Source organism: Kitasatospora sp. NPDC094016, from assembly GCF_040304045.1.
GTDB lineage: Bacteria > Actinomycetota > Actinomycetes > Streptomycetales > Streptomycetaceae > Kitasatospora.
The window spans coordinates 108,611-129,572 of sequence record NZ_JBEOUK010000024.1 but is presented as its reverse complement, the minus strand read 5'-3'; the positions used below and the strand labels follow the sequence as shown (position 1 = coordinate 129,572).

Genomic DNA, 20,962 nt, shown 5'->3' with positions numbered 1-20,962 from the left:
GGGGGGGGCGCCGGGGCCCGCCCCCCCCCCCGCCGCCCCCATTACCCCCGCGCCACCCCCCCCCCCGGGGGCGGGCGGGGCCGGGCCCGCCCCCCCCCGACGGCCTTCGGATGAGGTGCTCAGAACACCGGCTGGCCGGCACGCACCAGGCGCCAGGAGTCGGTGAAGAAGTCGGCCGGGTCGATGACGCCCTTGGCCTTCACCCAGGCGATCATCGTGTTGCGGATCTCGTCCGAGTTCGACCAGACCAGCTTGGCCTGCGCCACGTGCGGGAAGTTGCCGCCGCCGTTGGCACGGTAGTTGTTGACCGCCAGGACGAACTGCGCGGCCGGGTCGATCGGCTTGCCCTGGAACGACAGGTTGACGATCCGCTGACCCTTCGGCTGCGCGATGTCGATGTCGTAGCTCAGCCCGTACACCGAGTCGTAGTTGTAGTCCGGCGTGGTCTCCGCACCGGTCAGCGCGTCCTTGTCGACCGGCGCGCCCGGAGCCAGCCGGTTGTAGTACTTGGCCGAGAACTCCAGGTAGTCCTTCAGCTGCGCACCCGTCAGGACGCGCGCCTCCAGCGTGTTCTCGTAGATGTACAGGCCCGCCGCGTCGCGCAGCTTCACCTGGCCCGCCGGGATCAGCGCCGTCCGGTTGAACGGCGCCGCCTGCGCCAGCACCGGCAGGTTGGCGTACTGCCCGCCCGCCAGTGCCGCCTTCACCGCGTCCGCCTGCACCCGGCCGATCAGGTCGATGATCGGGGTCGCCCGGAACCGCGCCTCGGCGATCGACAGGTCCGTCTTGCAGGTGCCGATCTGCTGGTTGACGTACGCCACGACCTTCTTGTGCTGCTCGGTCAGCGCGTCCACGATCTCCGGGTTCTCCGGCACGGTGTTGGAGTTCAGCACCCGCGAGGACACCGAGAGGACCTTCCACGCGCCGTCGGCGAACTCGACGTCGAAGTCGAAGCAGCTCAGGCGCTGGCCCCAGCACAGCGGCTCGGAGAGCACCACGGTCTTGCCGGTCTTCTTGTTGACGATCAGCCGCTGCGCCACCTCCTTGTGGGTGTGGCCCACCAGCACCGCGTCGATGCCCGGAACGGTCTCGGCCATCTCGCCGGAGGCGTCCTCGGGCCAGGGCAGCTGGTCGCCGTAGGTGGTCGGCTCGTCGATGCCGGAGTGGGCGGAGACGACGATGACGTCCGCGCCCGCGGCCTTCATCCGGGGCACGTACTTGGCGGCCGTCTCGACGATGCCCGGGAAGACCATCTTGCCGGTGACGTTGGCCTTGTCCCAGATCGCGATGCCCGGGTTGGTGAGGCCGAGGATGCCGACCTTCAGCGGGGTGTCCTCGTCCAGCCACACCTCCTTGATCACGTACGGCTTGAAGGCCGGCTTCTCGTTCTTCGCGTGCAGCGCGTTGGCGCCCAGCAGCGGGAACTCCAGCTGGTCCTCGAAGGCCTTCACGGTGGGGATGCCGTAGTTGAACTCGTGGTTGCCGAGCGCGGCGGCGTCGTAGCCCATGAGGTTCATGGCGACGGCCATCGGGTGGTCGGGCACGTTGTCGCCGTCGGTGGCGATCGGCTCGATCCGGGCGTAGTAGTAGGTCAGCTGGGTGCCCTGGATGATGTCGCCGGAGTCGATCAGCAGGCAGCGGTCCCAGCCCTTCTCCTCGCGGACCTGGTTGGCCAGGGTGGAGATCTTGGCGAGGCCGACGTCGTTGTGCGCCTTGTCGGCGTACACGGCGTCGGTGAAGTAGTCCCAGTTGAGCACCCGGCCGTGCAGGTCGGTGGTGCCCATGACGGTGAAGGCCTGCTTGCGGCCCTTGCGCTTGCCCTTGGCGGCCGCCGCGGCCGGCTCGGCGGCCACGGCGGCGGGGGCGGCGGCGACGACTGCTCCGCCGGTCAGGGCGGCGCCGGCGGCGGTGGCGGCGGACCGGGTGACGAAGTCACGGCGGTTCAGGGGCATGGACGACTCTCCCGGGTGGGGACTGACGGGCCGATGGTCCGTCAACTGGTGTTCGGGTGGCGCGCCGACGCGCATCGACGCGCGTAGAAGGACGCGCGTAGAAGTGTGCCGTGCGGGCCCGGCCGGTGGATAGCCCTCCGACGTTTCCAGCAGGTGAGATCTTGGCGACTCGTTCGTGACGGGGGTGCGCGGAGGGCGGGGTGGTAAGGGGCTCCGGCCTGGGCCTGCCGGGGCTTTCTCAGGCAGGACCGTCAGGTCAGGTCCGCGACCAGCCGGCGCACCTCGCGGCCGAGCTCCGCCTCCGGGTCCGGGGCGTCCGGCCCCGCCCACGGCCGCCAGGTCAGCGCCCGCAGGTAGCCGGCCACCGCCACCGGCAGCCGGTGCCGCACGATCTCCTCGGGCACCGGCCCCGGCCCCGCCGAGCGCAGCGCCGCCAGCAGGCCCGCCACCCCCGCCGAATCCGGCAGCGGCACCGTGGCCAGGTAGTCGGACAGCGCCGTGAGCTCGGGATCGGGTCGCGGCACGGGCTTCGGCACGGGCTCCGGTTCCGGGCCGGGCCCCGACGGCACCAGCGGATCGACGGGCAGGACGACGGGCGGTACGACGGGCGGCTCCGTCCGCGGGCCCGGCGTCAGCAGCGCGCCCGCCCCGTACAGCCCCGCCACCACCGCCGGCCACCACGCCCCGCCCAGCCCGGCGAAGTGCAGCCCCAGCCCCACCGCGCCGCCCCCGCAGCCGACCAGGTTCCGGGCCGACTCCAGGTACCGCAGCACCCGCCGGCCGAACCCGTCACTGGTAGCCACGGATCTCCTCGAACACTCCGTCCAGCGAGCCCGACCCGTCGAACAGCTTGCCGCCGCTCACGTCCGCGATCCCCTGCAGCTGGCTCACCGCCGCCTCCCCGAACTTGATCGGGAACACCGGGATCGACTTCTGCCCGGCCGGCAGCCCGTCGTGGAACCGCTTGAAGTCCCCGTCCGAAGCCCCCTCGTTGCTCTCCCCGTCGGTCATCAGCACGATCGACGTGAACCGGTCGTCCCCCGCCGCCGACTGCTGCCGGTCGATCACCCGGTACGCCTCCTCCAGCGAGTCGTACAGCGCCGTACCCCCCGACGCCGCCAGCGACTGCACGTCCGCGTCGATCGACGCCAGCTCCGCCTCCGGGCCCGGTTTGCTCCCCGAGGCCGGCACCGCGTGCGTCCTCGCCCACTTCACCTTCGACGCGAAGGAGATCAGCGTCACCTCCTCGCGGTCCCGGAACCGGCGCACCGCCCGGGTGTCGTCCGCCCCCGTCAACCGGCCCAGCGCCGACTTCAGCGCCGAGATCCGCGAACCCTCCATCGACCCCGAGGTGTCCAGCACGTACACCGTCCGCGACGGCCGCCGCAGCTCGTTCTGGTACGAGGCCAGCAGCCCGTCCGCCACCGCCCGGCTCCCCGGGAACGGCAGCTCCCGCCGCCGGTCCGTCGGCAGCCCGGCCGCCGGCGACACCCCCGGCGCCACCGGGCGGCGCAGCGTCGTCTCGGAGATCCGTTTCTGCACGTCCTCCTTCACCAGGTACGCCGTCAACCGCTGGAAGGAGTCCCGCTCCCGCTGCGCGGACGAGGACAGCAGCGACAGCGGATAGTCCGCCGACACCACCCCGTCGACCGGGCGGATCACCGTCAACTGCTGGCCCGCCGCCAGCGACTTGTTCATCGACAGCAGCACCGACTCGTAGTTCACCAGCGCCCCGACCTTGCCCGGCTCCGCCCGGGTGTACGCCTGCGCCAGCCAGCCCGAGGAGCCCGACGTCAGCTTCTGGCCGGTGAAGAACTGCTTCAACTGCGGCGCCGCCTTCTGCACGTCCCCCTCGGTCAGCGCCGCCCCCGCGCCCGAGAACGCCGACGCCACCGCCACCAGCGTCGAGAAGCCCGAGTTCGACCGGGACGGGTCCGCCATCCCGTACGCCAGCTTCCCGGCCGACGCCGCATCCCCGATCTGCGCCCAGGAGACCTTCGAACCGTCCCCCCAGCCCAGCTCGTCGAGAACCGAGGACCGCACCCCCACCGCCACCGGCGACACCATCACCGGCGTCTCCGACAGCACCTTCGACTTCCCCGCGTCGTCCAGCCGCAGGTACTGGTTGGACGGGAACCACACCGCGTCGTACTTGCCGTCCGTCCGGCCCGAGGACACCGCGTCCGCGCCGTCCAGCGAGCCCGTCCAGGAGAACTGCACCGTCACCCCGGTCGCCTTCCTGGCGTCCTCCAGGATCGGCGCCAGGTCCTGCAGCTCGCTGCCGGCCAGCACCCGCAGCACCCCCGCCTGCGCCGTCGTGGCCGGCGGGTCGGACGGCTTCGGCCCCGGCGGGGTGGAGGTGCAGGCGGCGGCCGCCAGCAGCGTCGCCAGCGCGGCTACCGGCCAACTGTGCTTCTTCATCCGGGAGTTCACTGAGCCTTCCCCTTGGCGGCCTTGATCAGCCTGGTCAGGACGTCGGGCACGGGAATCTGCGGCTGGTTGACCTTCGCCGCCGCGAGATCGGGCGCCAGGACCGGGGTCCTGCCCTTCACCAGCGCGGCGAAGGCGTCCGGGTCGTCCTGCGGGCGGAAGCCGAACTTCGCCTCCAGCCTGCGCAGTTCGGCGTTGTCGTGCAGCTGGGCGGCCAGCCGCCGGCCGTTCGGCGTCCGGCCGACGATGGTGTGGTCGGTGTAGACGGTGGTGTCCGGGTACAGCACCACCATGTCGCCGGTCGACTCGCCCTTCAGCACCATCGCGGCGGCCTGCGACTCGTACGCGAGCACCAGCGGATTGCCGACCCCGGCCAGGAAGGCCTTGAACGGCTCGTCGCTGCTGCTCTTCTGGCCGCCCTGGATCGCCGTCGCCGTGCGCAGCACGTCCTTGGTGGCGTCGATCCCGGCCTGGTCGTAGACCACCTGGCGGTTGTTCAACAGGTACGACAGCAGGGCGATGTGCAGCGCCCCCGAGGAGGACGTCTCCGGGTCGGTGGTGGTGAGGAACACCGGGCCCTTCAGCTCCGCGTGCTCGGTCGCGCCCGCCAGGTCCGGCCAGGTGCGGCCGGCCTTCAGCGCGGCCAGGTAGGCGTCCATCCGGAACGTCCACAGCCCGGTGGAACGGTCCAGGGTGGCCAGGCCGTTGCCCATCAGGACGTCCGCCACCGGGCGGTGCGCGAGGATCACCAGCGGCGAGTAGAACGGCTGGACCGGGACCTCCTTGATGTTCCAGTCCACGCGCAGCTTGTCGGCCGGCGGCTGACTGGCCGGGAACGCGAAGTCCTTCGCGTCGCCGTCCATCAGCCAGGAGCCGATGCTCTCCGCGTTCACCTTCATGCCCTGCTTGGCCAACTCCGCGACGACCTGCGGATCCTGGAAGAAGTCGCGCTTCTCCGAACCGATCAGGCCGGAGACGGTGACGATGTCGCCGCCCGGGTCGTCCTGCGGGATCAGCGCGTACGTCACCCCGCCCAGCAGGGCCAACGCCGCCAACACCCCCAGAGTGCGTCTCATGCCGAACGCCTCCCCCTCGTCCGCTACGTCGTCCGGGTGGTCACCCGGGGGTGACGAGCGTCCCGCCGGGCGGGGAGCGGCGGCGGAACCGACGGTGAACCAAGGGTGAACACCCCTTCACGGGTTCGCATCGGAAGGCCGGGCGGCGACGACACCCGGGCAGGTGCTCGTACACCGGTCCGAGGATGTGTCAGATTGTTCAACTCGCCTTACGGCAAAGGTCATCCCGCCGTCCGGACCCGCGTCGTGGTTACGCGCCGGTAATGCCTACCCTCAGCAGTATGCGCCGAGCAAAAATCGTCTGCACCCTCGGGCCGGCCACCGACTCGTACGACCAGATCAAATCCCTGGTCGACGCCGGAATGGACATCGCCCGTTTCAACCTCAGCCACGGAACCCACGTCGAGCACGAGGAACGCTACCGCCGCGTCCGCAAGGCCGCCGACGAGAGCGGCCGCAGCGTCGGCATCCTCGTCGACCTTCAAGGCCCGAAGATCCGGCTCGACACCTTCGCCCACGGCCCCGTACTTCTCGAACGCGGCGACGAGTTCACCATCTCCACCGACAACGGCGTCGTCGGAGACAAGGACATCTGCGGCACCACCTACCCCGGCCTCGCCGCCGACGTCACCCGCGGCGAACGCATCCTCGTCGACGACGGCCGGGTCACCCTGGAGGTCGTCGAGGTCGACGGGCCGCGCGTGCGCTGCCTCGTCATCGAAGGCGGGCTCGTCTCCGACCACAAGGGCCTCAACCTCCCCGGCGTCGCCGTCTCCGTCCCCGCACTCAGCGACAAGGACGTCGCCGACCTGCGGTGGGGCCTGCGCACCGGCGCCGACCTGGTCGCGCTCTCCTTCGTCCGCAGCGGCCGCGACATCGAGGACGTCCACCGGATCATGGCCGAGGAGGGGCGCCTCGTCCCCGTCATCGCCAAGATCGAGAAGCCGCAGGCGGTCGACAACCTGGAATCCATCGTCGACGCCTTCGACGGCATCATGGTGGCCCGCGGCGACCTGGGCGTGGAGATGCCCCTCGAACAGGTCCCGCTCGTCCAGAAGCGCGCCGTCAAGCTCGCCAAGCGCAACGCCAAGCCGGTCATCGTCGCCACCCAGATGCTCGACTCGATGATCAACGCCTCCCGGCCCACCCGGGCCGAGGCCTCCGACGTCGCCAACGCCGTCCTCGACGGGACCGACGCCGTGATGCTCTCCGGCGAGACCTCCGTCGGCAAGTACCCCGTCGAGACCGTCAAGACCATGAGCCGCATCATCGAGGCCGCCGAAACCGACATCCTCGCCGCCGGACTGCCGCCCCTGACCACCGGCAACAAGCCGCGCACCCAGGGCGGCGCCGTCGCCCGCGCGGCCGCCGAGATCGGCGACTTCCTGCACGCCAAGTACCTCATCGCCTTCACCCAGTCCGGCGACACCGCGCGCCGGCTGACCCGCTACCGCTCGCCCATCCCCGTCCTCGCCTTCACCTACGAACCCGCCGTCCGCAGCCAACTCGCCCTCACCTGGGGCGTCGAGACCTTCCTCGGCCCCTTCGCCCCTACCACCGACCAGATGGTCGAACAGGTCGACGCGGCCCTCCTGTCGCTCGGCCGCTGCCAGAAGGGCGACATCGTCGTCATCACCGCCGGCTCCCCGCCGGGCCTCGCCGGCTCCACCAACCTCGTCCGCGTCCACCACGTGGGGACCCTGGACAACTGACCGGAGTCCGAACGGTCATTCGTGGGCGGCATCCCTCATCCGGAGGGATGTCGCCCGCCGGTCCTCGGATCCGGGCGAGGCGGCCCTGGCGGCTCCATAACATCCGTGTTATGACTTGGGGAGAGGTGGAACTTGAGCCGGAGGTCCGGGACTGGATTCTCGGACTGGGCCACGACGGTCAGGAAACGGTGACGTTCTACGTCGACCTGCTCGCCGCCCGCGGCCCCCTGCTCGGGGAACCGCACACCAGGCAATTGGACGGCAAGCTCCGGGAGCTGCGCTTCCACCTGGACGAGCTGGACATGCGCATCACCTACTGGATCGCGTCCGGCAGGAGGATCATCCTGCTGACCGTGTTCCGTAAGACGCGGATGCGGGAGACGGCGGAGGTCGACCGGGCGAGGCGGGCGCTGCGTCGCTGCGTGGTCGAGCAGCACACGGCTGACGAGGACGAGGAGTGGGCGAGATGAGCGAACGCACGTCCTGGCGTGCTCTGCGCGAGGAGATCCTGAACCGACCGGGGGCGGGCGCGGCCTACGAGGCGGCCCGGATCCGATTCGAACTCGGGGAGGCCGTCCGCCTGCGCCGTGAGGCGCTCGGCATGACCCAGACCCAGCTGTCCGCGGCGGCTGGTATGCAGCAGCCTGCCGTGGCCCGCTTCGAGGCGGGCGGAACGATGCCGACCATCGTGGTGCTGGAACGGCTCGCGGCGGCGCTGGGCATGCGGCTCACTGTCGAGTTGGAGCCCTTGGAGAGGGCGAGCTGAGCCGGGTGCACGGGTGGAATGCAGGTGATTCCGGGAGTATCCGTCGTGATGAAGGCCGGACGAATGAGGGCGTTGCGTAGGGTGCCGGGTGCGGGATTCGAACCCGCAAGCCCTCTCGGGCAGATGTGTTTGAGACATCCGTGTATGCCGTTCCACCAACCCGGCGGGGCCAGTCCCGACAGAGCATACCGGCTGTGTGCGGGCAGCTGCTGCTAGGTACCCTCATTTATTGCAGTACCCCGCCGGAACTAGGAGCCCCGTGAGCACCGCCGACGAGCAGGCACAGCCGCTTGAGACCGATTCGCCCCAGATCACCCGGATTGTGATCGCCGAGGACGAGGCGCTGATCCGCCTCGACCTCAAGGAGATGCTCGAAGAGGAGGGGTACACCGTCGTCGGTGAGGCCGGGGACGGGGCCACGGCGGTGAAGCTGGTGGAGGAGCTCCGGCCGGACCTCGCGATCTTCGATGTGAAGATGCCGGTGCTGGACGGGCTCTCCGCCGCCGAGCAGATCCACGAGAAGCACCTGGCGCCGGTCCTGATGCTGACGGCGTTCTCGCAGCGGGAGCTGGTGGACCGGGCGCGGGACGCCGGGGCGATGGCGTACATCGTGAAGCCGTTCAGCAAGGCGGATCTGGTGCCCGCGATCGAGATGGCGGTGTCGCGGTACACCGAGATGCGGACGCTGGAGGAGGAGATCGCGGATCTCACCCAGCGGCTGGAGACCCGGAAGCTGGTGGACCGGGCGAAGGGCGTGCTGCAGACGAAGTTCGGGCTGAACGAGCCGGCGGCGTTCCGGTGGATCCAGAAGACGTCGATGGACCGGCGGATGACGATGGCCGCGGTGGCCGAGGCGGTCATCGAGGAGGGCGAGGCCCAGGACCGCAAGAAGGCGGACGGGGACGCCTCCGAGTAGACGGATGCGAGGAGGGCCCGGCGGATGGGATCCGCCGGGCCCTTCGTGCGTGGACGCGTGGGGGTGTCAGTCCTCGCCGAGGTAGGCCTTGCGGACGGACTCGTCGTGCAGGAGGTCGGCGCCCGTCCCGGAGAGGACGATGCGGCCGGTCTCCATGACGTAGCCGCGGTCGGAGAGGGAGAGGGCGGCCTGGGCGTTCTGTTCGACGAGCAGGATGGTCGTGCCGGCGGCCTTGAGCTCGATGATGGTCGCCATGATCTTCTGCATCATCAGCGGCGACAGGCCCATGGACGGCTCGTCGAGCATGAGCAGTTTGGGCTGGGACATCAGGGCCCGCCCCATGGCGAGCATCTGCTGCTCGCCGCCGGAGAGGGTGCCGGCGGCCTGGCGGCGGCGTTCGCCGAGGATGGGGAAGAGGTCGTAGGCGCGGTCGACGTCGGCGGTGATGCCGGCGGTGTCGGTGCGCAGGAAGGCGCCGAGGAGGAGGTTCTCCTCGATGGTCATGCGGGGGAAGATGTGCCGGCCTTCGGGGGAGTGGGCGAGGCCGAGGGCGACGATCTTGTGCGCGGGGACGGTGGTGAGGTCCTGGCCGTCGAAGGCGATGCGTCCGGCGGTGGGTTTGAGGAGCCCGGAGAGGGTGCGCAGGGTGGTGGTCTTGCCGGCGCCGTTGGTGCCGATGAGGGTGGTGACCTCGCCCTGGTTGACGGTGAAGCTGATGCCCTTGACGGCTTCGATCTTGCCGTAGGCGACGCGGAGGTCCTCGACCTCGAGGAGTGCGGTCACTGGTCGGTCTCCGTAACGGTCTCCGCGACTGCGGGGGTGGTGCCTTCGAGCGGGGCGCCGAGGTAGGCGGTGATGACGCGGTCGTCGTTCTGGACGGTTTCGCGGTCGCCTTCGACGATCTTCTGGCCCTGGACGAGGACGGCGGTGCGGTCGCAGAGGTTGAAGATGAAGCGCATGTCGTGCTCGATGACGAGGATCGAGACGCCCTGGTCGCGGATGGCGAAGACGAGTTCCTCGGCGGCGCGGGTCTCCTGGGGGTTCATGCCGGCGGTGGGTTCGTCGAGCAGGAGGAGGCCGGGGTCGGAGGCGAGGGCGCGGGCGATCTCCAGCTTGCGCTGTTCGCCGTAGGGGAGGTTGCGGGCGAGGTGGTCGGCCTTGTCGGCGAGGCCGGTGAAGGCCAGGAGTTCCATGGCCTTCTCGCGGCTCTCGTTCTCGGCGCGGTGGTAGCCGGGGCCGCGGAGGATGGCGGAGAAGATGCCTTCCCTGGTGCGGGTGTGGCGGCCGACGAGGACGTTCTCCAGGACGGTCATGTTGGCGAAGAGCCGGATGTTCTGGAAGGTGCGGGCGATGCCGGCCTGGGTGACGAGGTGGGGTTTGGGCGGCAGGAGGGTGCCGCGGTAGCGGACGGCGCCCTCGGTGGGGACGTAGAGGCCGGTGAGGCAGTTGAAGAAGGTGGTCTTGCCGGCGCCGTTGGGGCCGATGAGGCCGATGATCTCGCCTTCGCCGACGGTGAGGCTGACGTCGTTGACGGCGGTGAGGCCGCCGAAGCGCATGGTGACGCCGGTGACTTCGAGCAGGGGTGTGGCGGTGGTGGTCATCTGGGTGGTCACGCCCCTGCCTTGGTGAGTGCGGCGCCGTCGCCGGCGGGCTGGGCCGGGATGGCGGCCTCGTGGAACTCCAGTTGGCGGCGCCGGTTGGGGATGAGGCCCTCGGGGCGGACGCGCATCAGGATGATGAGGGCGGCGCCGAAGGCGAGCAGCTGGTAGTCGGAGAGGAATTCGAGCTTCTTGGGGATGAGGAAGAGGAGGGTGGCGCCGGCGAGGGGCCCGCTGATGGTGCCCATGCCGCCGAGGATGACGGCGGCGAGCAGGAACGCGGAGTTGGGCGGCAGGGCCTCGGCGAAGGTGTACTGGTCGGGGGTGACGGTGTAGCTGACGTGGGCCTGGACGGTGCCGGCGAGGCCGGCGAGGCAGGCGCCGAGGGCGAAGGCGAGGAGTTTGAGGCGGAAGCCGTTGATGCCCATGGCTTCGGCGGCGGTCTCGTCCTCGCGGATGGCGACCCAGGCGCGGCCGATGCGGGAGTTGCCGACCCGGGCGAAGACGAGCACGACCAGGGCGGTGACGAGGAGCATCAGCAGGTAGTAGTTGGAGAAGCGGCCGAGTTCGATGCCGGCGACGGTGTGCGGCTTGCCGAGGTCGAAGCCGAGGATCTCAAGGTCGGGGATCCGGGGGATGCCGTTGGAGCCGTTGGTGACCTTGGGGCCGGTGGTGCCGTTGAGGTTGAGCATGGTGATGCGGAAGATCTCGCCGAAGCCGAGGGTGACGATGGCGAGGTAGTCGCCGCGCAGGCGCAGCGTGGGGGCGCCGATGAGGACGCCGAAGACCATGGAGACGGCGGCGCCGGTGAGCATCGCGGCCCAGAACGGGAACTGGACGTGGATGGGGGAGGCGGGGGAGCCGGAGACCAGGGCCGCTGCGTAGGCGCCGACGCCGAGGAAGGCGACGTAGCCGAGGTCGAGCAGGCCGGCGAGGCCGACGACGATGTTGAGGCCGAGGGCGACGGTGGCGAAGATCAGGATGTTGGTGGCGACGGAGGTGTACTGGTCGCTGGTCTGGGTGAAGGGGAAGCTGGCGGCGGCGGCGAAGGCGGCGCCGGTGGTGACGGGGCGGTGCTTGACGGTCAGGGCGCGCAGCCGGGCGAGCAGGCCGGACCGGGTGAGGGCGGGGACGACGAGGGCGGCGAGCAGCAGGTAGCCGATGAAGAGTTCGCCGTACTCGGTGTCGATGCCGAAGGTGATCGTGAACAGTCCGAGGCCGAAGGCCAGGACGATGATCAGGACTTCGGCCCAGGAGGGGAGTTGGCGCGGCGCGGGCAGGGGCCGCTCGACGGTGCCCAGGCGCAGCCAGGTGTGGGCGAGGTGGCCGAGCTGGAGCAGCAGGACGACGCCGGCGGCGATGGCGAGGGCGCCCGCGAGGGCGGTCATCACGGGGGCGACGGGCTGGTCGCCGGGGATGGCGTGGGCGGCGAACCAGCCGGCGGGGGCGATGGGGACGAGCAGGAAGAGGCGCTTGTCGAGGATGCGCAGCGGGACGCGGGTGCGGCGGTCGAGGGGCAGGCCGAGGGCGCCGAGGACGGTGAGGAGGCCGCCGGCGGCGAGGATCCAGCCGCCGGCTTCGAGGTTGGCGAGGCCGCCGAGTTCGGTGGCGATGGCGGCGACGGAGAAGACGCTGACGGCGAGGGTGCCGGTGGCGGTGTAGAGGACGGCGTTGTGGCTGCGGGTGGGGGCGGCCCAGCGCAGGCCTGGGGTGGCGTGGGTGGCGAGGAGCAGGAGGAGGGTGAGGAGGCCGGCGGCGAGGGCGAGCCATTGGAGGCCGGCGGGGGAGCCGGTGTAGGTGAGGTCGCCGGGGAAGTCGGAGGTCCAGGTCCAGGGGAGGGCGGCGGAGGCGGCGGTGGTGAGGGCGCCGAGGCCGGTGAGGGCGGTGGCGGCGCGGGCCGGCAGGGGGATGACCGGGGTGGTTTCGGTGGTGGTGGTCATGGTGGTCACGCCCTGTCCGCGACGCGCTCGCCGAGCAGGCCCTGGGGCCGGACGAGGAGCACGAGGATGAGGAGTACGAAGGCCCAGACGTCCTTCCAGGCGCCGCCTCCGAAGAGGTGCATGCCGGGGAGGTGCTGGATGTAGCCGGTGGCGAGGCTTTCGGCGAGGCCGAGGGCGATGCCGCCGAGCATGGCTCCGTAGATGTTGCCGATGCCGCCGAGGACGGCGGCGGTGAAGGCCTTGAGGCCGAGGATGAAGCCCATGCGGAAGTCGACCTGGCCGCTGCGCAGTCCGTAGGCGACGGCGGCGACGGCGGCGAACGCGGCGCCGATGGCGAAGGCCATGACGATGATGCGGTCGGTGTCGATGCCCATGAGCTTGGCGGTGTCGGGGTCCTGGCTGGTGGCCTGCATGGCGCGGCCGGAGCGGGTGCGGGTGACGAACCAGCCGAGGGCGAGCATGCACAGCGGGGCGGCGACGAGCAGGAAGAGGTCGCTGCGCTGGATGGTGACGGAGCCGAGGTTGAAGGGGTCGCCGGGGATCTTGGGGAAGACCCGGGCCTTCTTGGCGTCGGGGTAGAAGGAGAAGACGAGTTGCTGGAGGAAGATGGACAGCCCGATCGCGGTGATGAGGGGGGCGAGTCGGGGGGCGTTGCGCAGGGGCCGGTAGGCGAAGCGCTCGGCGGCGACGGCGGTGAGGGTGGAGACCAGGATGCCGGCGATCAGCATGAGCGGCAGGGCCAGCCACAGGGTGGTGCCGCCGGGGAGGGCGAGGTAGGCGGTCAGGGCGCCGAAGCCGCCGACCATGACGATCTCGCCGTGGGCGAAGTTGATGAGCTGGACGATGCCGTAGACCATCGTGTAGCCGATCGCGACGAGTCCGTAGAGGGCGCCGAGGATCAGGCCGTTGGCCAGCTGCTGCGGTAGGTCGTGCACCGCTGGGCCTCCGTAGTGCGTTCGGGGTGTCCGCGTGGGTGGTGGATGTGGGGGCGCGCGGGGGCACTCGTGGCGCCCCCGCGCGCTGTGCTGCTGGAAGGTGGTGCGGGCCGGCTCGGCCGCCGGGGTTCAGCCGCCGAAGGCTGAGCCGCCGGAGGTTCAGCCGCTGGAGGTTCAGCCGTTGAAGGTGCCGGTCTTCTCCACGGTCCACTTGCCGTCCTTGACGGTGTAGACGGTGAGTTGCTTGTTGGTGGTGTCGCCGAACTCGTCGAAGGAGACCTTGCCGGTGACGCCGTCGAAGGAGACCTTCTGGACGGCGTCGACGACGGCGGCGCGCGGGTTGGCGGGCAGCTTGCCGTTGTTGGCGGCGGTGACGGCCTTGACGGCCTGGATGATGGCCCAGCCGCTGTCGTAGGAGTAGCCGCCGTAGGTCTCGTAGGGGTCCTTGTATCCGGCGGCCTTGTAGTCGGCGATGAACTTGGCGGCGGTGGGGAGTTGTTCGACGGCGCCGCCGACGGCGGTGGCGTAGTCGCCGGCGCTCTTGGGGTTGAGCTTGATGAAGTCGGCGCTCTGCATGCCGTCGCCGCCCATCAGCGGGATGTTGACGCCGGCGTCCTTGAGCTGGAGGGAGAGCGGGCCGGCGGCGGGGTACTCGCCGCCGTAGTAGACGGCTTCGGCGCCGGAGGTCTTGACCTTGGTGACGATGGCGGAGAAGTCGCGGTCGTCGGGGTTGACGTGTTCCTCGCCGACGATGCTGCCGCCCTGCTTGGTGAACTCGGCCTTGAAGGTGGCGGCGAGGCCGGCGCCGTAGGTCTTCTGGTCGTCGATGAGGAAGACCTTGGACTTCTTGGCGTCCTTGGCGAGGAACTGGGCGGCGAAGGGGCCCTGGACGGCGTCGGTGGTGGCGGTGCGGAAGTAGGTCTTGAAGGGGCGCTTCTTCTCGCCGGTGACCCACTTCTCGCCCTGGCTGAGGGCGACGCCGGTGTTGGCGGGGGAGATCTCGACGAGGTTGGCGTCGTTGAAGATCTGCTGCATCGACTGGGCGACGCTGGAGTTGAGCGGGCCGACGACGCCGAGGACGCTGTTGTCGGCGACGAGTTGGGTGGCGTTCTGCTGGCCGGGGCCGGGTTTGGCGGTGTCGTCCAGGGCCTTGACCTGGAACTTGACGCCGGGGACCTCGTTCTGCTCGTTGGCCTTCTTGACCGCGAGGTCGACGGAGTTGCGGATGCCGATGCCGATGGCGGAGAGGTCGCCGGTGAGCGGGGCGTCGATGCCGATGGTGACGGTGGTGGTGGAGCCGCTGTTGCCGCTGCCTCCGTCGGCGGACTTCTTGTCGTCGCGGGAGCCGCACGCGCTGAGGCTCAGGGCGCCGATCACGGCAATGCTCACGACAATTGCGGAACGGTGACGCACGAGGGTCCCCTTCGGTTCGGGAGGCGCCGCGCCTGAGTTGGCGGGAGCCGGGATGCGCGGAGGGCCGGGCCCAATCCGTTGGCGCGGTGACTGGCCGTGACTCTAGATGCCTCTGGGCGACTCGGGCAGTGGTGTGGCGAGGCTGTGATTCTCTTGTTATGAGCACACAGAGCAGTTGTCTCAACATGTGGTCGTTTTGGCGCGACCGATCCGCCGATGTAGGGCGTTTAGGGGCTGTTGGGGCGATGTAAGGGCCAGAAATGGGGGTTGCAGCTGGCCTGGTCGATACTCGGACACTCGTGTCCGATTCACTTGTTCCGGTCATGCTCGTCCGAATTTCGGACAACGAGGGCATGGCGAAGGAACTCCGGGCTGCCTGCGGGCCTCGGAGCGGGCCATTGCTCGGATTTCCTACTGGTTACGCAGCGTTACTTGTGCGGATTTCGGACATGCTGCCGCTTCGGCCGCGCCCGGAGCTGCCCGGACATGCCGCCGCCCCCTTGTCCAGACCAACGCCTGCCCAGGGGGGCGTGAGGTCAAACAAGGGGGCGGTTAAGGGATTTGATGATCCGTCGGCACCGGGAAGCGTCCCGGCGCGGGGTCAGAGGTCGCGCAGCATGCAGGTCAGCCGGCAGCTGGTGACCCGCTTGCCGGTGTCGTCGGTGATCGCGATCTCGTACGTGGCGGCGGTGCGGCCCTTGAACACCGCCGTCGCCACCCCGGTGACCAGCCCGGAGGTGGCCGAGCGGTGGTGGGTGGCGTTGAGGTCCACCCCGACCGCGTACCGGCCGGGGCCCGCGTGCAGCATCGCGCCGATCGAGCCCAGCGTCTCGGCCAGCGCCGCCGACGCGCCGCCGTGCAGCAGCCCGTACGGCTGCTGGTTGCCCTCCACCGGCATGGTGCCGACCACCCGGTCGCCGGAGGCCTCGACGATCCGGAGGCCGAGCTTCTCGCCGAGGGCGCCGCCGGAGAAGGTCTGCGGGTCGACGCCGAGCTTGGCGAAGTGGTCCAGCACGTCCTGCGGGACCTTCAGGACGGGGGCCGCGTCGGGGGCCGCGTCGGTCATGGGGAACTCCTGCCGCTCGGGGATCGTCATCGTGCTGCCTGTGATCGTACGACCGTCCTACTCGGCGGTAGCGGCCGTGTCCGGGGCCGGGGCGTGTCAACGGGCGCCCCGGGCGCGGCGCTCGACGGGCACGGCGCCCCTTTTGTCGGTGCCGGGCCATAGGATCGGTGGCCGGTAGTGGAATCGGCAGGAACGGGACGTTGACGTGGCTACGCAGAGTACGGACAAGGGCGCGACGGGTGGCGGCGGGGCCGGCCCGCGGCCCCGGCTGATGCTGCTCGACGGGCACTCGATGGCCTACCGGGCCTTCTACGCCCTGCCCGTGGAGAACTTCAACACCTCCACCGGCCAGCCCACCAACGCGGTCTACGGCTTCGCCTCGATGCTCGCCAACACCGTCCGGGACGAGCAGCCCACCCACCTCGCCGTCGCCTTCGACCTCTCCCGGCAGACCTTCCGCTCCGTCGAGTTCCCCGACTACAAGGCCAACCGCGCCAAGACGCCGGACGAGTTCCGCAGCCAGATCGGCCTGATCGGCGAACTGCTCGACGCGATGAACGTCCCCCGGCTGACGGCCGAGGGCTTCGAGGCCGACGACATCATCGCCACCCTGGCCACCGCCGCCGAGGCGGCCGGCTACGACGTCGACATCGTCACCGGCGACCGCGACTCCCTCCAACTGGTCACCGACCACATCACCGTCCTCTACCCGACCAAGGGCGTCTCCGAGCTCACCCGCTACACCCCGGAGAAGGTCGCCGAGAAGTACGGCGTCACCCCGCGCCAGTACCCGGACCTCGCCGCCCTGCGCGGTGACCCGTCCGACAACCTGCCCGGCATCCCCGGCGTCGGCGAGAAGACCGCCGCCAAGTGGGTCAACCAGTTCGGCTCCTTCGACGAACTCGTCACCCGCGCCGACGAGGTGAAGGGCAAGATCGGCGAGAAGCTGCGCGAACACCTCGACTCGGTCAAGCGCAACCGCGTCCTCACCGAGCTCGTCCGCGACGTCGAACTCCCGCTCGGCGTCGGCGACCTGGCCCGCGCGCCGTTCGACAAGGCCGCCGTCGGCACGCTGATGGAGTCGCTGGAGTTCCGCAACGCCAACTTCCGCGACCGCGTCCACGGCATCGACCCGGCCGCCGGCGAGGAGGAGGCCGCGGCCGAACTCGCCCCCGGCGTCGAGGTCGACGGCGAACTCCTCACCGACCCGGGCACACTGGCGGGCTGGCTGCGCGAGCACGCCGCCGACACCAAGGCCCCGGTCGCCCTCGCCGCCGTCTACCAGTGGGCGCTCGGCACCGGCGAGGTCACCGAAGTCGCCCTGGCCGCAGGAGAAGCCGCCGCCTGGTTCGACCCGGCGCAGCTCGCCGAGGAGGACGAGCGGGCCTTCGCCGCCTGGCTCGCCGACCCGGCCGCCCCCAAGGCCCTGCACATCGCCAAGCAGGTCATGCGGGCCTTCGCCGAGCGCGGCTGGGCCATCGAGGGCGTCGTCGCCGACACCGCCCTCGCCGCCTACCTGGAGAAGCCCGGCCGCCGCACCTTCACCCTGGAGGTGCTCGCCGAGGAGTACCTGGCCCGCTCGCTCACCCCCGCCCCCGCCACCGAGGACGGCCAACTCGCCTTCGACGCCCCGGAGGAGGACCCGGCGGCCGGCGCCCAGGCGCTCATGCTCCAGGCCCGTGCCGTCCTCGACCTCGCCGCGCTCTTCGACACCCGCCTCGCCGAGGTCGGCGCCACCGGGCTGCTGCGCGACATGGAACTGCCGATCGCCGCCCTGCTGGCCCGGATGGAGCGCACCGGCATCGCCGCCGACCGCCCCTGGCTCACCAGCCTGGAGGCGCAGTTCGCCACCGAGATCCAGCGCGTGGTCGAGGAGGCGCACGCCGCCGCCGGGCGCGAGTTCAACCTCGGCTCGCCCAAGCAGCTCCAGGAGATCCTCTTCGGCGAGCTCGCCCTCCCCAAGACCAAGAAGATCAAGACCGGCTACACCACCGACGCCGACGCGCTCACCTGGCTCGCCACCCAGACCGACAACGAACTGCCGGTCATCCTGCTGCGCCACCGCGACCAGGCCAAGCTGCGCACCACCGTCGAGGGCCTGCTCAAGACGGTCTCGCCCAAGGGCCGCATCCACACCACCTTCAACCAGATGGTCGCCGCCACCGGCCGGCTCTCCTCGCAGGACCCGAACCTGCAGAACATCCCCGTCCGCACCGAGGAGGGCCGCGCCATCCGCCGCGCCTTCGTCGTCGGCGAGGACTACGAGTCGCTGCTCACCGCCGACTACTCGCAGATCGAACTGCGCATCATGGCCCACCTCTCCGAGGACGAGGCGCTGTTGGAGGCCTTCGCCACCGGCGAGGACCTGCACACCACCGTCGCCTCCCAGGTCTTCGAGGTCCCGGGCACCGCGGTGGACGCCGAGATGCGCCGCAAGATCAAGGCGATGTCCTACGGCCTCGCCTACGGGCTGTCCGCGTACGGGCTCTCGCAGCAGCTCGGCATCAAGCCCGGCGAGGCCCAGGGCCTGATGGACACCTACTTCGAGCGCTTCGGCGGCGTCCGCGACTACCTGCGCCGGGTCGTCGACGAGGCCCGCGCCACCGGCTACACCGAGACGCTGCTCGGCCGCCGCCGCTACCTGCCGGACCTCAACAGCGACAACCGCCAGCGCCGCGAGATGGCGGAGCGGATGGCCCTCAACGCCCCGATCCAGGGCTCGGCCGCCGACATCGTCAAGATCGCCATGCTGCGGGTGGACGAGGCGCTGCGTGCCGCCGGCCTCACCTCCCGGATGCTGCTCCAGGTGCACGACGAAATCGTGCTGGAGCTGACGCCGGGCGAGCGCGAGCAGGTCGAGGCGATCGTCCGCGAGCAGATGGCCGGCGCCTACCCGCTGCGCGCCCCGCTGGACGTCTCGGTGGGCGTCGGCGCCAACTGGGAGGCCGCCGCGCACTGATATGGCGGCGCGGTTCTCGGCGGGCTCGGACACGGCTGGTGTCCGAGCCCGCTGCCACGTTTCCGCGGGCCGTCGCGCAGCGGGGGATGGCGGAGAGCCCCTTGGCTGTCCAGAATGATCCGATGGCCACGCTTGAGACTCCGCGTCTGATCCTGCGCCGCTGGCGCGAGGAGGACGTTGCGCCCATGGCTGCCGTCAATGCCGACCCCGAGGTGATGCGGTGGATCCGGGACGGCAGCGTCCGTGACGAGCAGCAGACCCGCGGCGGGATCCAGGCGTGGGAGAGCGAGTGGGATGCGCAGGGCTTCGGCCTGTTCGCGGTGGAGATCCGCTCCACTGGCGAGCTGGCCGGGTTCACCGGTCTCTCGGTCCCCGGCTTCCTGCCGGAGGTACTGCCGGCGGTCGAGGTCGGCTGGCGGTTGGGGCGCTCCCACTGGGGGCAGGGCTTGGCCACCGAGGCCGCTGCGGCCGCTGTGCGGTTCGCGTTCGAGGAGCGAGGGCTGGAGCGGATCGTCAGCATCACTCAGGTGGGCAACGACGCCTCCGAACGGATCATGACCAAACTGGGGATGCAGCTGACCCGTGAGACCGTCAGTCCCGTCGGCGGTCGGCGAGTGCGGGTGTTCGCGTTGTCGTCGGACCAGTACGCCGCGACAACCACTCGGCACTGAGCTCGGCCATCCGATCGGCGGTCCCGCCGGTGCCTCGGAGTCGACTGCTCACCGTCTCCCCTGCGTCGGCTACCCCGCCGCGTGCGCTGCGTCCGCTGCGTGCGCTACGTCCGCTACGTTCACGCGGTGCAGGAACGCCTCGACGAGGCGGTCGGTGAAAGCCTGGTCCACGGGTTCCGCCGTCACCAGGACGCGGTGGTAGAGCGGCCCCACGAGTTGGTCGATCTCCGCCGCCATGTCGAGTCCGGCGGCGAGCTGGCCGCGTTCCACCGCGCGTTCCAGTGGGAGCCGGTCGCGTCGGCGCTGTTCGTCGAGGTACCCGGACCGCAGGGCGGCGGCGAACGCGGGATCGTGCTGGGCGTGCCCGATGAGGGCCCTGAAGACGGCGCCGGCGTCGGACCGGGTGAGGAACAGGGCCAGTTGGCGCAGGTGGGCGCGTAGGTCCGGGGCCAGGTCGCCGTGGTCCGGCGGGGTCAGGGCTTCGGCCGCGTCCTGGAGGAAGGCGTCCAGGAGGATGTCGGTCTTGGTCTTCCACCAGCGGTAGACGGTCTGCTTGGCGACGCCCGCCCGGGCGGCGATGCCCTCGATGGTGACGCCGGTGAAGCCCTTCTCGACCAGGAGGTCGTCGGCCGCCTCCAGCACTGCCTGCCGGGCCTGTTCGCTGCGGCCGTGCCGGTTGCCGTGGTGGCGTGCCGCCGGTTGCGACCCGGCCGCCGCGGCGGCCGTACTTCCTCGTTCCATGTCTGCCTCCTGGGGCCAGGGTAGGCCAGAACCGCTAGACGCAACGCAACGGTGCGTCTAGTCTAGGCTCATGACACCGACCAACACCCTCGAAGACCCCCGCGTCGCCACCGCCCTCGACCGGATGTTCCGGCACGCCGAGCAGGACGAGGCGACCAGCAAGCGGATCCGGGCGGCGTGGCCCCAGGGCTCCGCGCCCCTCGGCCCGCAGGAGCAGGCCGACGCCAACGCCGAGGTGTACATGCCGATCTCCGCCCAGGGCGGCCGCCTCCTCTACAACCTGATCCGGGCCACCCGCCCCGCCACCGTCGTCGAGTTCGGCACGTCCTTCGGCATCTCCACGCTCCATCTCGCCGCCGCGGTGCGCGACAACGGGACGGGTCGGGTGATCAGTACGGAACTGAGCGCCGCCAAGGCCGCGGCCGCCCGCCGGACGTTCGCCGAGACGGGGCTGGACGACCTGATCACCGTCCTTGAAGGAGACGCCCGCGACACCCTCGCCGCAGTCGACGGCTCCGCGGACTTCGTCCTCCTCGACGGCTGGAAGGACCTGTGCCTGCCCGTCCTGCGACTCCTCGAACCACGCCTCGCGCCCGGCACCCTCGTCGTCGCCGACGACGTCGACCTGGAGGCCCTCGCGCCCTACCTCGACTACGTCCGCGACCCCCGCAACGGCTACCAGAGCGTCACGTTCCCCGTGGAGGACGGAATGGAGATCAGCTGCCGCCTGTAGACCCGTGTGGCGTCGTGATCAGGTGCGGGTACCGCCTTCTTCGTGGGGGTAGTC

The 20,962-nt window shown here is 70.6% G+C and carries 18 protein-coding genes and 1 tRNA gene; 7 read left to right on the top strand and 12 right to left on the bottom strand.

The features are described from left to right. Positions 1 to 119: 119 nt before the first annotated feature. The 4 genes from ABT015_RS22555 to ABT015_RS22540 all read right to left on the bottom strand — a co-directional run bounded on the left by ABT015_RS22555 (position 120) and on the right by ABT015_RS22540 (position 5,458). Positions 120 to 1,952, bottom strand: coding sequence for a bifunctional metallophosphatase/5'-nucleotidase (locus ABT015_RS22555; RefSeq protein WP_350881748.1), 1,833 nt, complete (start codon positions 1,950 to 1,952; stop codon positions 120 to 122). 251 nt (positions 1,953 to 2,203) lie between these two features. Then, a complete protein-coding gene (locus ABT015_RS22550) occupies positions 2,204 to 2,755 on the bottom strand; it encodes a hypothetical protein (protein WP_350881746.1) in 552 nt (183 codons plus the stop codon). Then, the gene (locus ABT015_RS22545; RefSeq protein WP_350881744.1) at positions 2,742 to 4,373 is read right to left on the bottom strand and encodes a VWA domain-containing protein; all 1,632 of its coding nucleotides are present in this window, start codon (positions 4,371 to 4,373) and stop codon (positions 2,742 to 2,744) included. Before ABT015_RS22545 ends, ABT015_RS22550 begins: the two co-directional genes overlap by 14 nt. Before the next feature lie 8 nt (positions 4,374 to 4,381). Then, entirely contained in the window at positions 4,382 to 5,458 is a 1,077-nt protein-coding gene (locus ABT015_RS22540) for a hypothetical protein (protein ID WP_350881742.1), read from the bottom strand. A 281-nt stretch (positions 5,459 to 5,739) separates the two neighbouring features. Here ABT015_RS22540 and pyk point away from each other — a divergent pair, with 281 nt between their 5' ends. The 3 genes from pyk (at position 5,740) to ABT015_RS22525 (ending at position 7,936) form a co-directional block, all read left to right on the top strand. Then, entirely contained in the window at positions 5,740 to 7,170 is a 1,431-nt protein-coding gene (gene pyk / locus ABT015_RS22535; RefSeq protein WP_350881740.1) for a pyruvate kinase, read from the top strand. A gap of 110 nt (positions 7,171 to 7,280) precedes the next feature. Next, positions 7,281 to 7,640 carry a type II toxin-antitoxin system RelE/ParE family toxin gene (locus tag ABT015_RS22530; protein ID WP_350881738.1) on the top strand — a complete coding sequence of 120 codons (360 nt, stop codon included), beginning with the start codon at positions 7,281 to 7,283 and terminating at the stop codon, positions 7,638 to 7,640. Continuing rightward, on the top strand, positions 7,637 to 7,936 hold the full coding sequence (locus ABT015_RS22525; protein WP_350881736.1) for a helix-turn-helix domain-containing protein: 300 nt from the start codon (positions 7,637 to 7,639) through the stop codon (positions 7,934 to 7,936). The genes ABT015_RS22530 and ABT015_RS22525 overlap by 4 nt, the downstream gene beginning before the upstream one ends. Positions 7,937 to 8,018: 82 nt before the next feature. On the opposite strand, the gene ABT015_RS22520 is transcribed toward ABT015_RS22525, so the two are convergent. Continuing rightward, positions 8,019 to 8,101, bottom strand: a tRNA-Leu gene (locus ABT015_RS22520). Positions 8,102 to 8,195: 94 nt separating this feature from the next. Between ABT015_RS22520 and ABT015_RS22515 the strand changes: the two genes are divergently transcribed. Continuing rightward, positions 8,196 to 8,852, top strand: coding sequence for an ANTAR domain-containing response regulator (locus ABT015_RS22515; protein WP_350881734.1), 657 nt, complete (start codon positions 8,196 to 8,198; stop codon positions 8,850 to 8,852). Between the two features lie 66 nt (positions 8,853 to 8,918). Here the strand turns inward: ABT015_RS22515 and ABT015_RS22510 are convergent, their stop codons facing one another. From ABT015_RS22510 to ABT015_RS22485, 6 genes are all read right to left on the bottom strand, one after another. Further along, the gene (locus ABT015_RS22510) at positions 8,919 to 9,635 is read right to left on the bottom strand and encodes an ABC transporter ATP-binding protein (protein WP_350881732.1); all 717 of its coding nucleotides are present in this window, start codon (positions 9,633 to 9,635) and stop codon (positions 8,919 to 8,921) included. Beyond that, entirely contained in the window at positions 9,632 to 10,453 is an 822-nt protein-coding gene (locus ABT015_RS22505; RefSeq protein ID WP_350881767.1) for an ABC transporter ATP-binding protein, read from the bottom strand. The genes ABT015_RS22510 and ABT015_RS22505 overlap by 4 nt, the downstream gene beginning before the upstream one ends. 8 nt (positions 10,454 to 10,461) lie before the next feature. Then, complete coding sequence (locus ABT015_RS22500) at positions 10,462 to 12,390, bottom strand: branched-chain amino acid ABC transporter permease (protein ID WP_350881765.1); 1,929 nt, start codon at positions 12,388 to 12,390, stop codon at positions 10,462 to 10,464. Positions 12,391 to 12,395: 5 nt separating this feature from the next. After that, a complete protein-coding gene (locus tag ABT015_RS22495; protein WP_350881730.1) occupies positions 12,396 to 13,325 on the bottom strand; it encodes a branched-chain amino acid ABC transporter permease in 930 nt (309 codons plus the stop codon). Between the two features lie 174 nt (positions 13,326 to 13,499). Continuing rightward, entirely contained in the window at positions 13,500 to 14,738 is a 1,239-nt protein-coding gene (locus ABT015_RS22490) for a branched-chain amino acid ABC transporter substrate-binding protein (RefSeq protein WP_350881728.1), read from the bottom strand. A gap of 601 nt (positions 14,739 to 15,339) precedes the next feature. Further along, complete coding sequence (locus ABT015_RS22485) at positions 15,340 to 15,804, bottom strand: PaaI family thioesterase (protein ID WP_350881726.1); 465 nt, start codon at positions 15,802 to 15,804, stop codon at positions 15,340 to 15,342. A gap of 271 nt (positions 15,805 to 16,075) precedes the next feature. On the opposite strand from ABT015_RS22485, the gene polA reads away from it, so the two are divergent. Beyond that, positions 16,076 to 18,763, top strand: coding sequence for a DNA polymerase I (polA, locus tag ABT015_RS22480; protein WP_350881763.1), 2,688 nt, complete (start codon positions 16,076 to 16,078; stop codon positions 18,761 to 18,763). A 122-nt stretch (positions 18,764 to 18,885) separates the two neighbouring features. Beyond that, positions 18,886 to 19,434 (top strand): GNAT family N-acetyltransferase, encoded by a 549-nt coding sequence (locus ABT015_RS22475; protein WP_350881724.1) that lies wholly within the window; start codon positions 18,886 to 18,888, stop codon positions 19,432 to 19,434. Positions 19,435 to 19,503: 69 nt separating this feature from the next. On the opposite strand, the gene ABT015_RS22470 is transcribed toward ABT015_RS22475, so the two are convergent. Beyond that, positions 19,504 to 20,175 carry a TetR/AcrR family transcriptional regulator gene (locus ABT015_RS22470; protein ID WP_350881722.1) on the bottom strand — a complete coding sequence of 224 codons (672 nt, stop codon included), beginning with the start codon at positions 20,173 to 20,175 and terminating at the stop codon, positions 19,504 to 19,506. Positions 20,176 to 20,245: 70 nt separating this feature from the next. On the opposite strand from ABT015_RS22470, the gene ABT015_RS22465 reads away from it, so the two are divergent. After that, positions 20,246 to 20,908, top strand: a complete 663-nt coding sequence (locus ABT015_RS22465; protein ID WP_350881720.1) for an O-methyltransferase — start codon at positions 20,246 to 20,248, stop codon at positions 20,906 to 20,908. Positions 20,909 to 20,962: the final 54 nt, after the last annotated feature.

Bases quoted from the DNA above. Each gene is read 5' to 3' on its own strand.
- ABT015_RS22555 (WP_350881748.1), bottom strand. From the start codon at position 1,952: ATGCCCCTGAACCGCCGTGACTTCGTCACCCGGTCCGCCGCCACCGCC.
- ABT015_RS22545 (WP_350881744.1), bottom strand. From the start codon at position 4,373: ATGAAGAAGCACAGTTGGCCGGTAGCCGCGCTGGCGACGCTGCTGGCG.
- ABT015_RS22540 (WP_350881742.1), bottom strand. From the start codon at position 5,458: ATGAGACGCACTCTGGGGGTGTTGGCGGCGTTGGCCCTGCTGGGCGGG.
- pyk (WP_350881740.1), top strand. From the start codon at position 5,740: ATGCGCCGAGCAAAAATCGTCTGCACCCTCGGGCCGGCCACCGACTCG.
- ABT015_RS22530 (WP_350881738.1), top strand. From the start codon at position 7,281: ATGACTTGGGGAGAGGTGGAACTTGAGCCGGAGGTCCGGGACTGGATT.
- ABT015_RS22525 (WP_350881736.1), top strand. From the start codon at position 7,637: ATGAGCGAACGCACGTCCTGGCGTGCTCTGCGCGAGGAGATCCTGAAC.
- ABT015_RS22505 (WP_350881767.1), bottom strand. From the start codon at position 10,453: ATGACCACCACCGCCACACCCCTGCTCGAAGTCACCGGCGTCACCATG.
- ABT015_RS22500 (WP_350881765.1), bottom strand. From the start codon at position 12,390: ATGACCACCACCACCGAAACCACCCCGGTCATCCCCCTGCCGGCCCGC.
- ABT015_RS22485 (WP_350881726.1), bottom strand. From the start codon at position 15,804: ATGACCGACGCGGCCCCCGACGCGGCCCCCGTCCTGAAGGTCCCGCAG.
- polA (WP_350881763.1), top strand. From the start codon at position 16,076: ATGCTGCTCGACGGGCACTCGATGGCCTACCGGGCCTTCTACGCCCTG.
- ABT015_RS22475 (WP_350881724.1), top strand. From the start codon at position 18,886: ATGGCCACGCTTGAGACTCCGCGTCTGATCCTGCGCCGCTGGCGCGAG.
- ABT015_RS22470 (WP_350881722.1), bottom strand. From the start codon at position 20,175: ATGGAACGAGGAAGTACGGCCGCCGCGGCGGCCGGGTCGCAACCGGCG.
- ABT015_RS22465 (WP_350881720.1), top strand. From the start codon at position 20,246: ATGACACCGACCAACACCCTCGAAGACCCCCGCGTCGCCACCGCCCTC.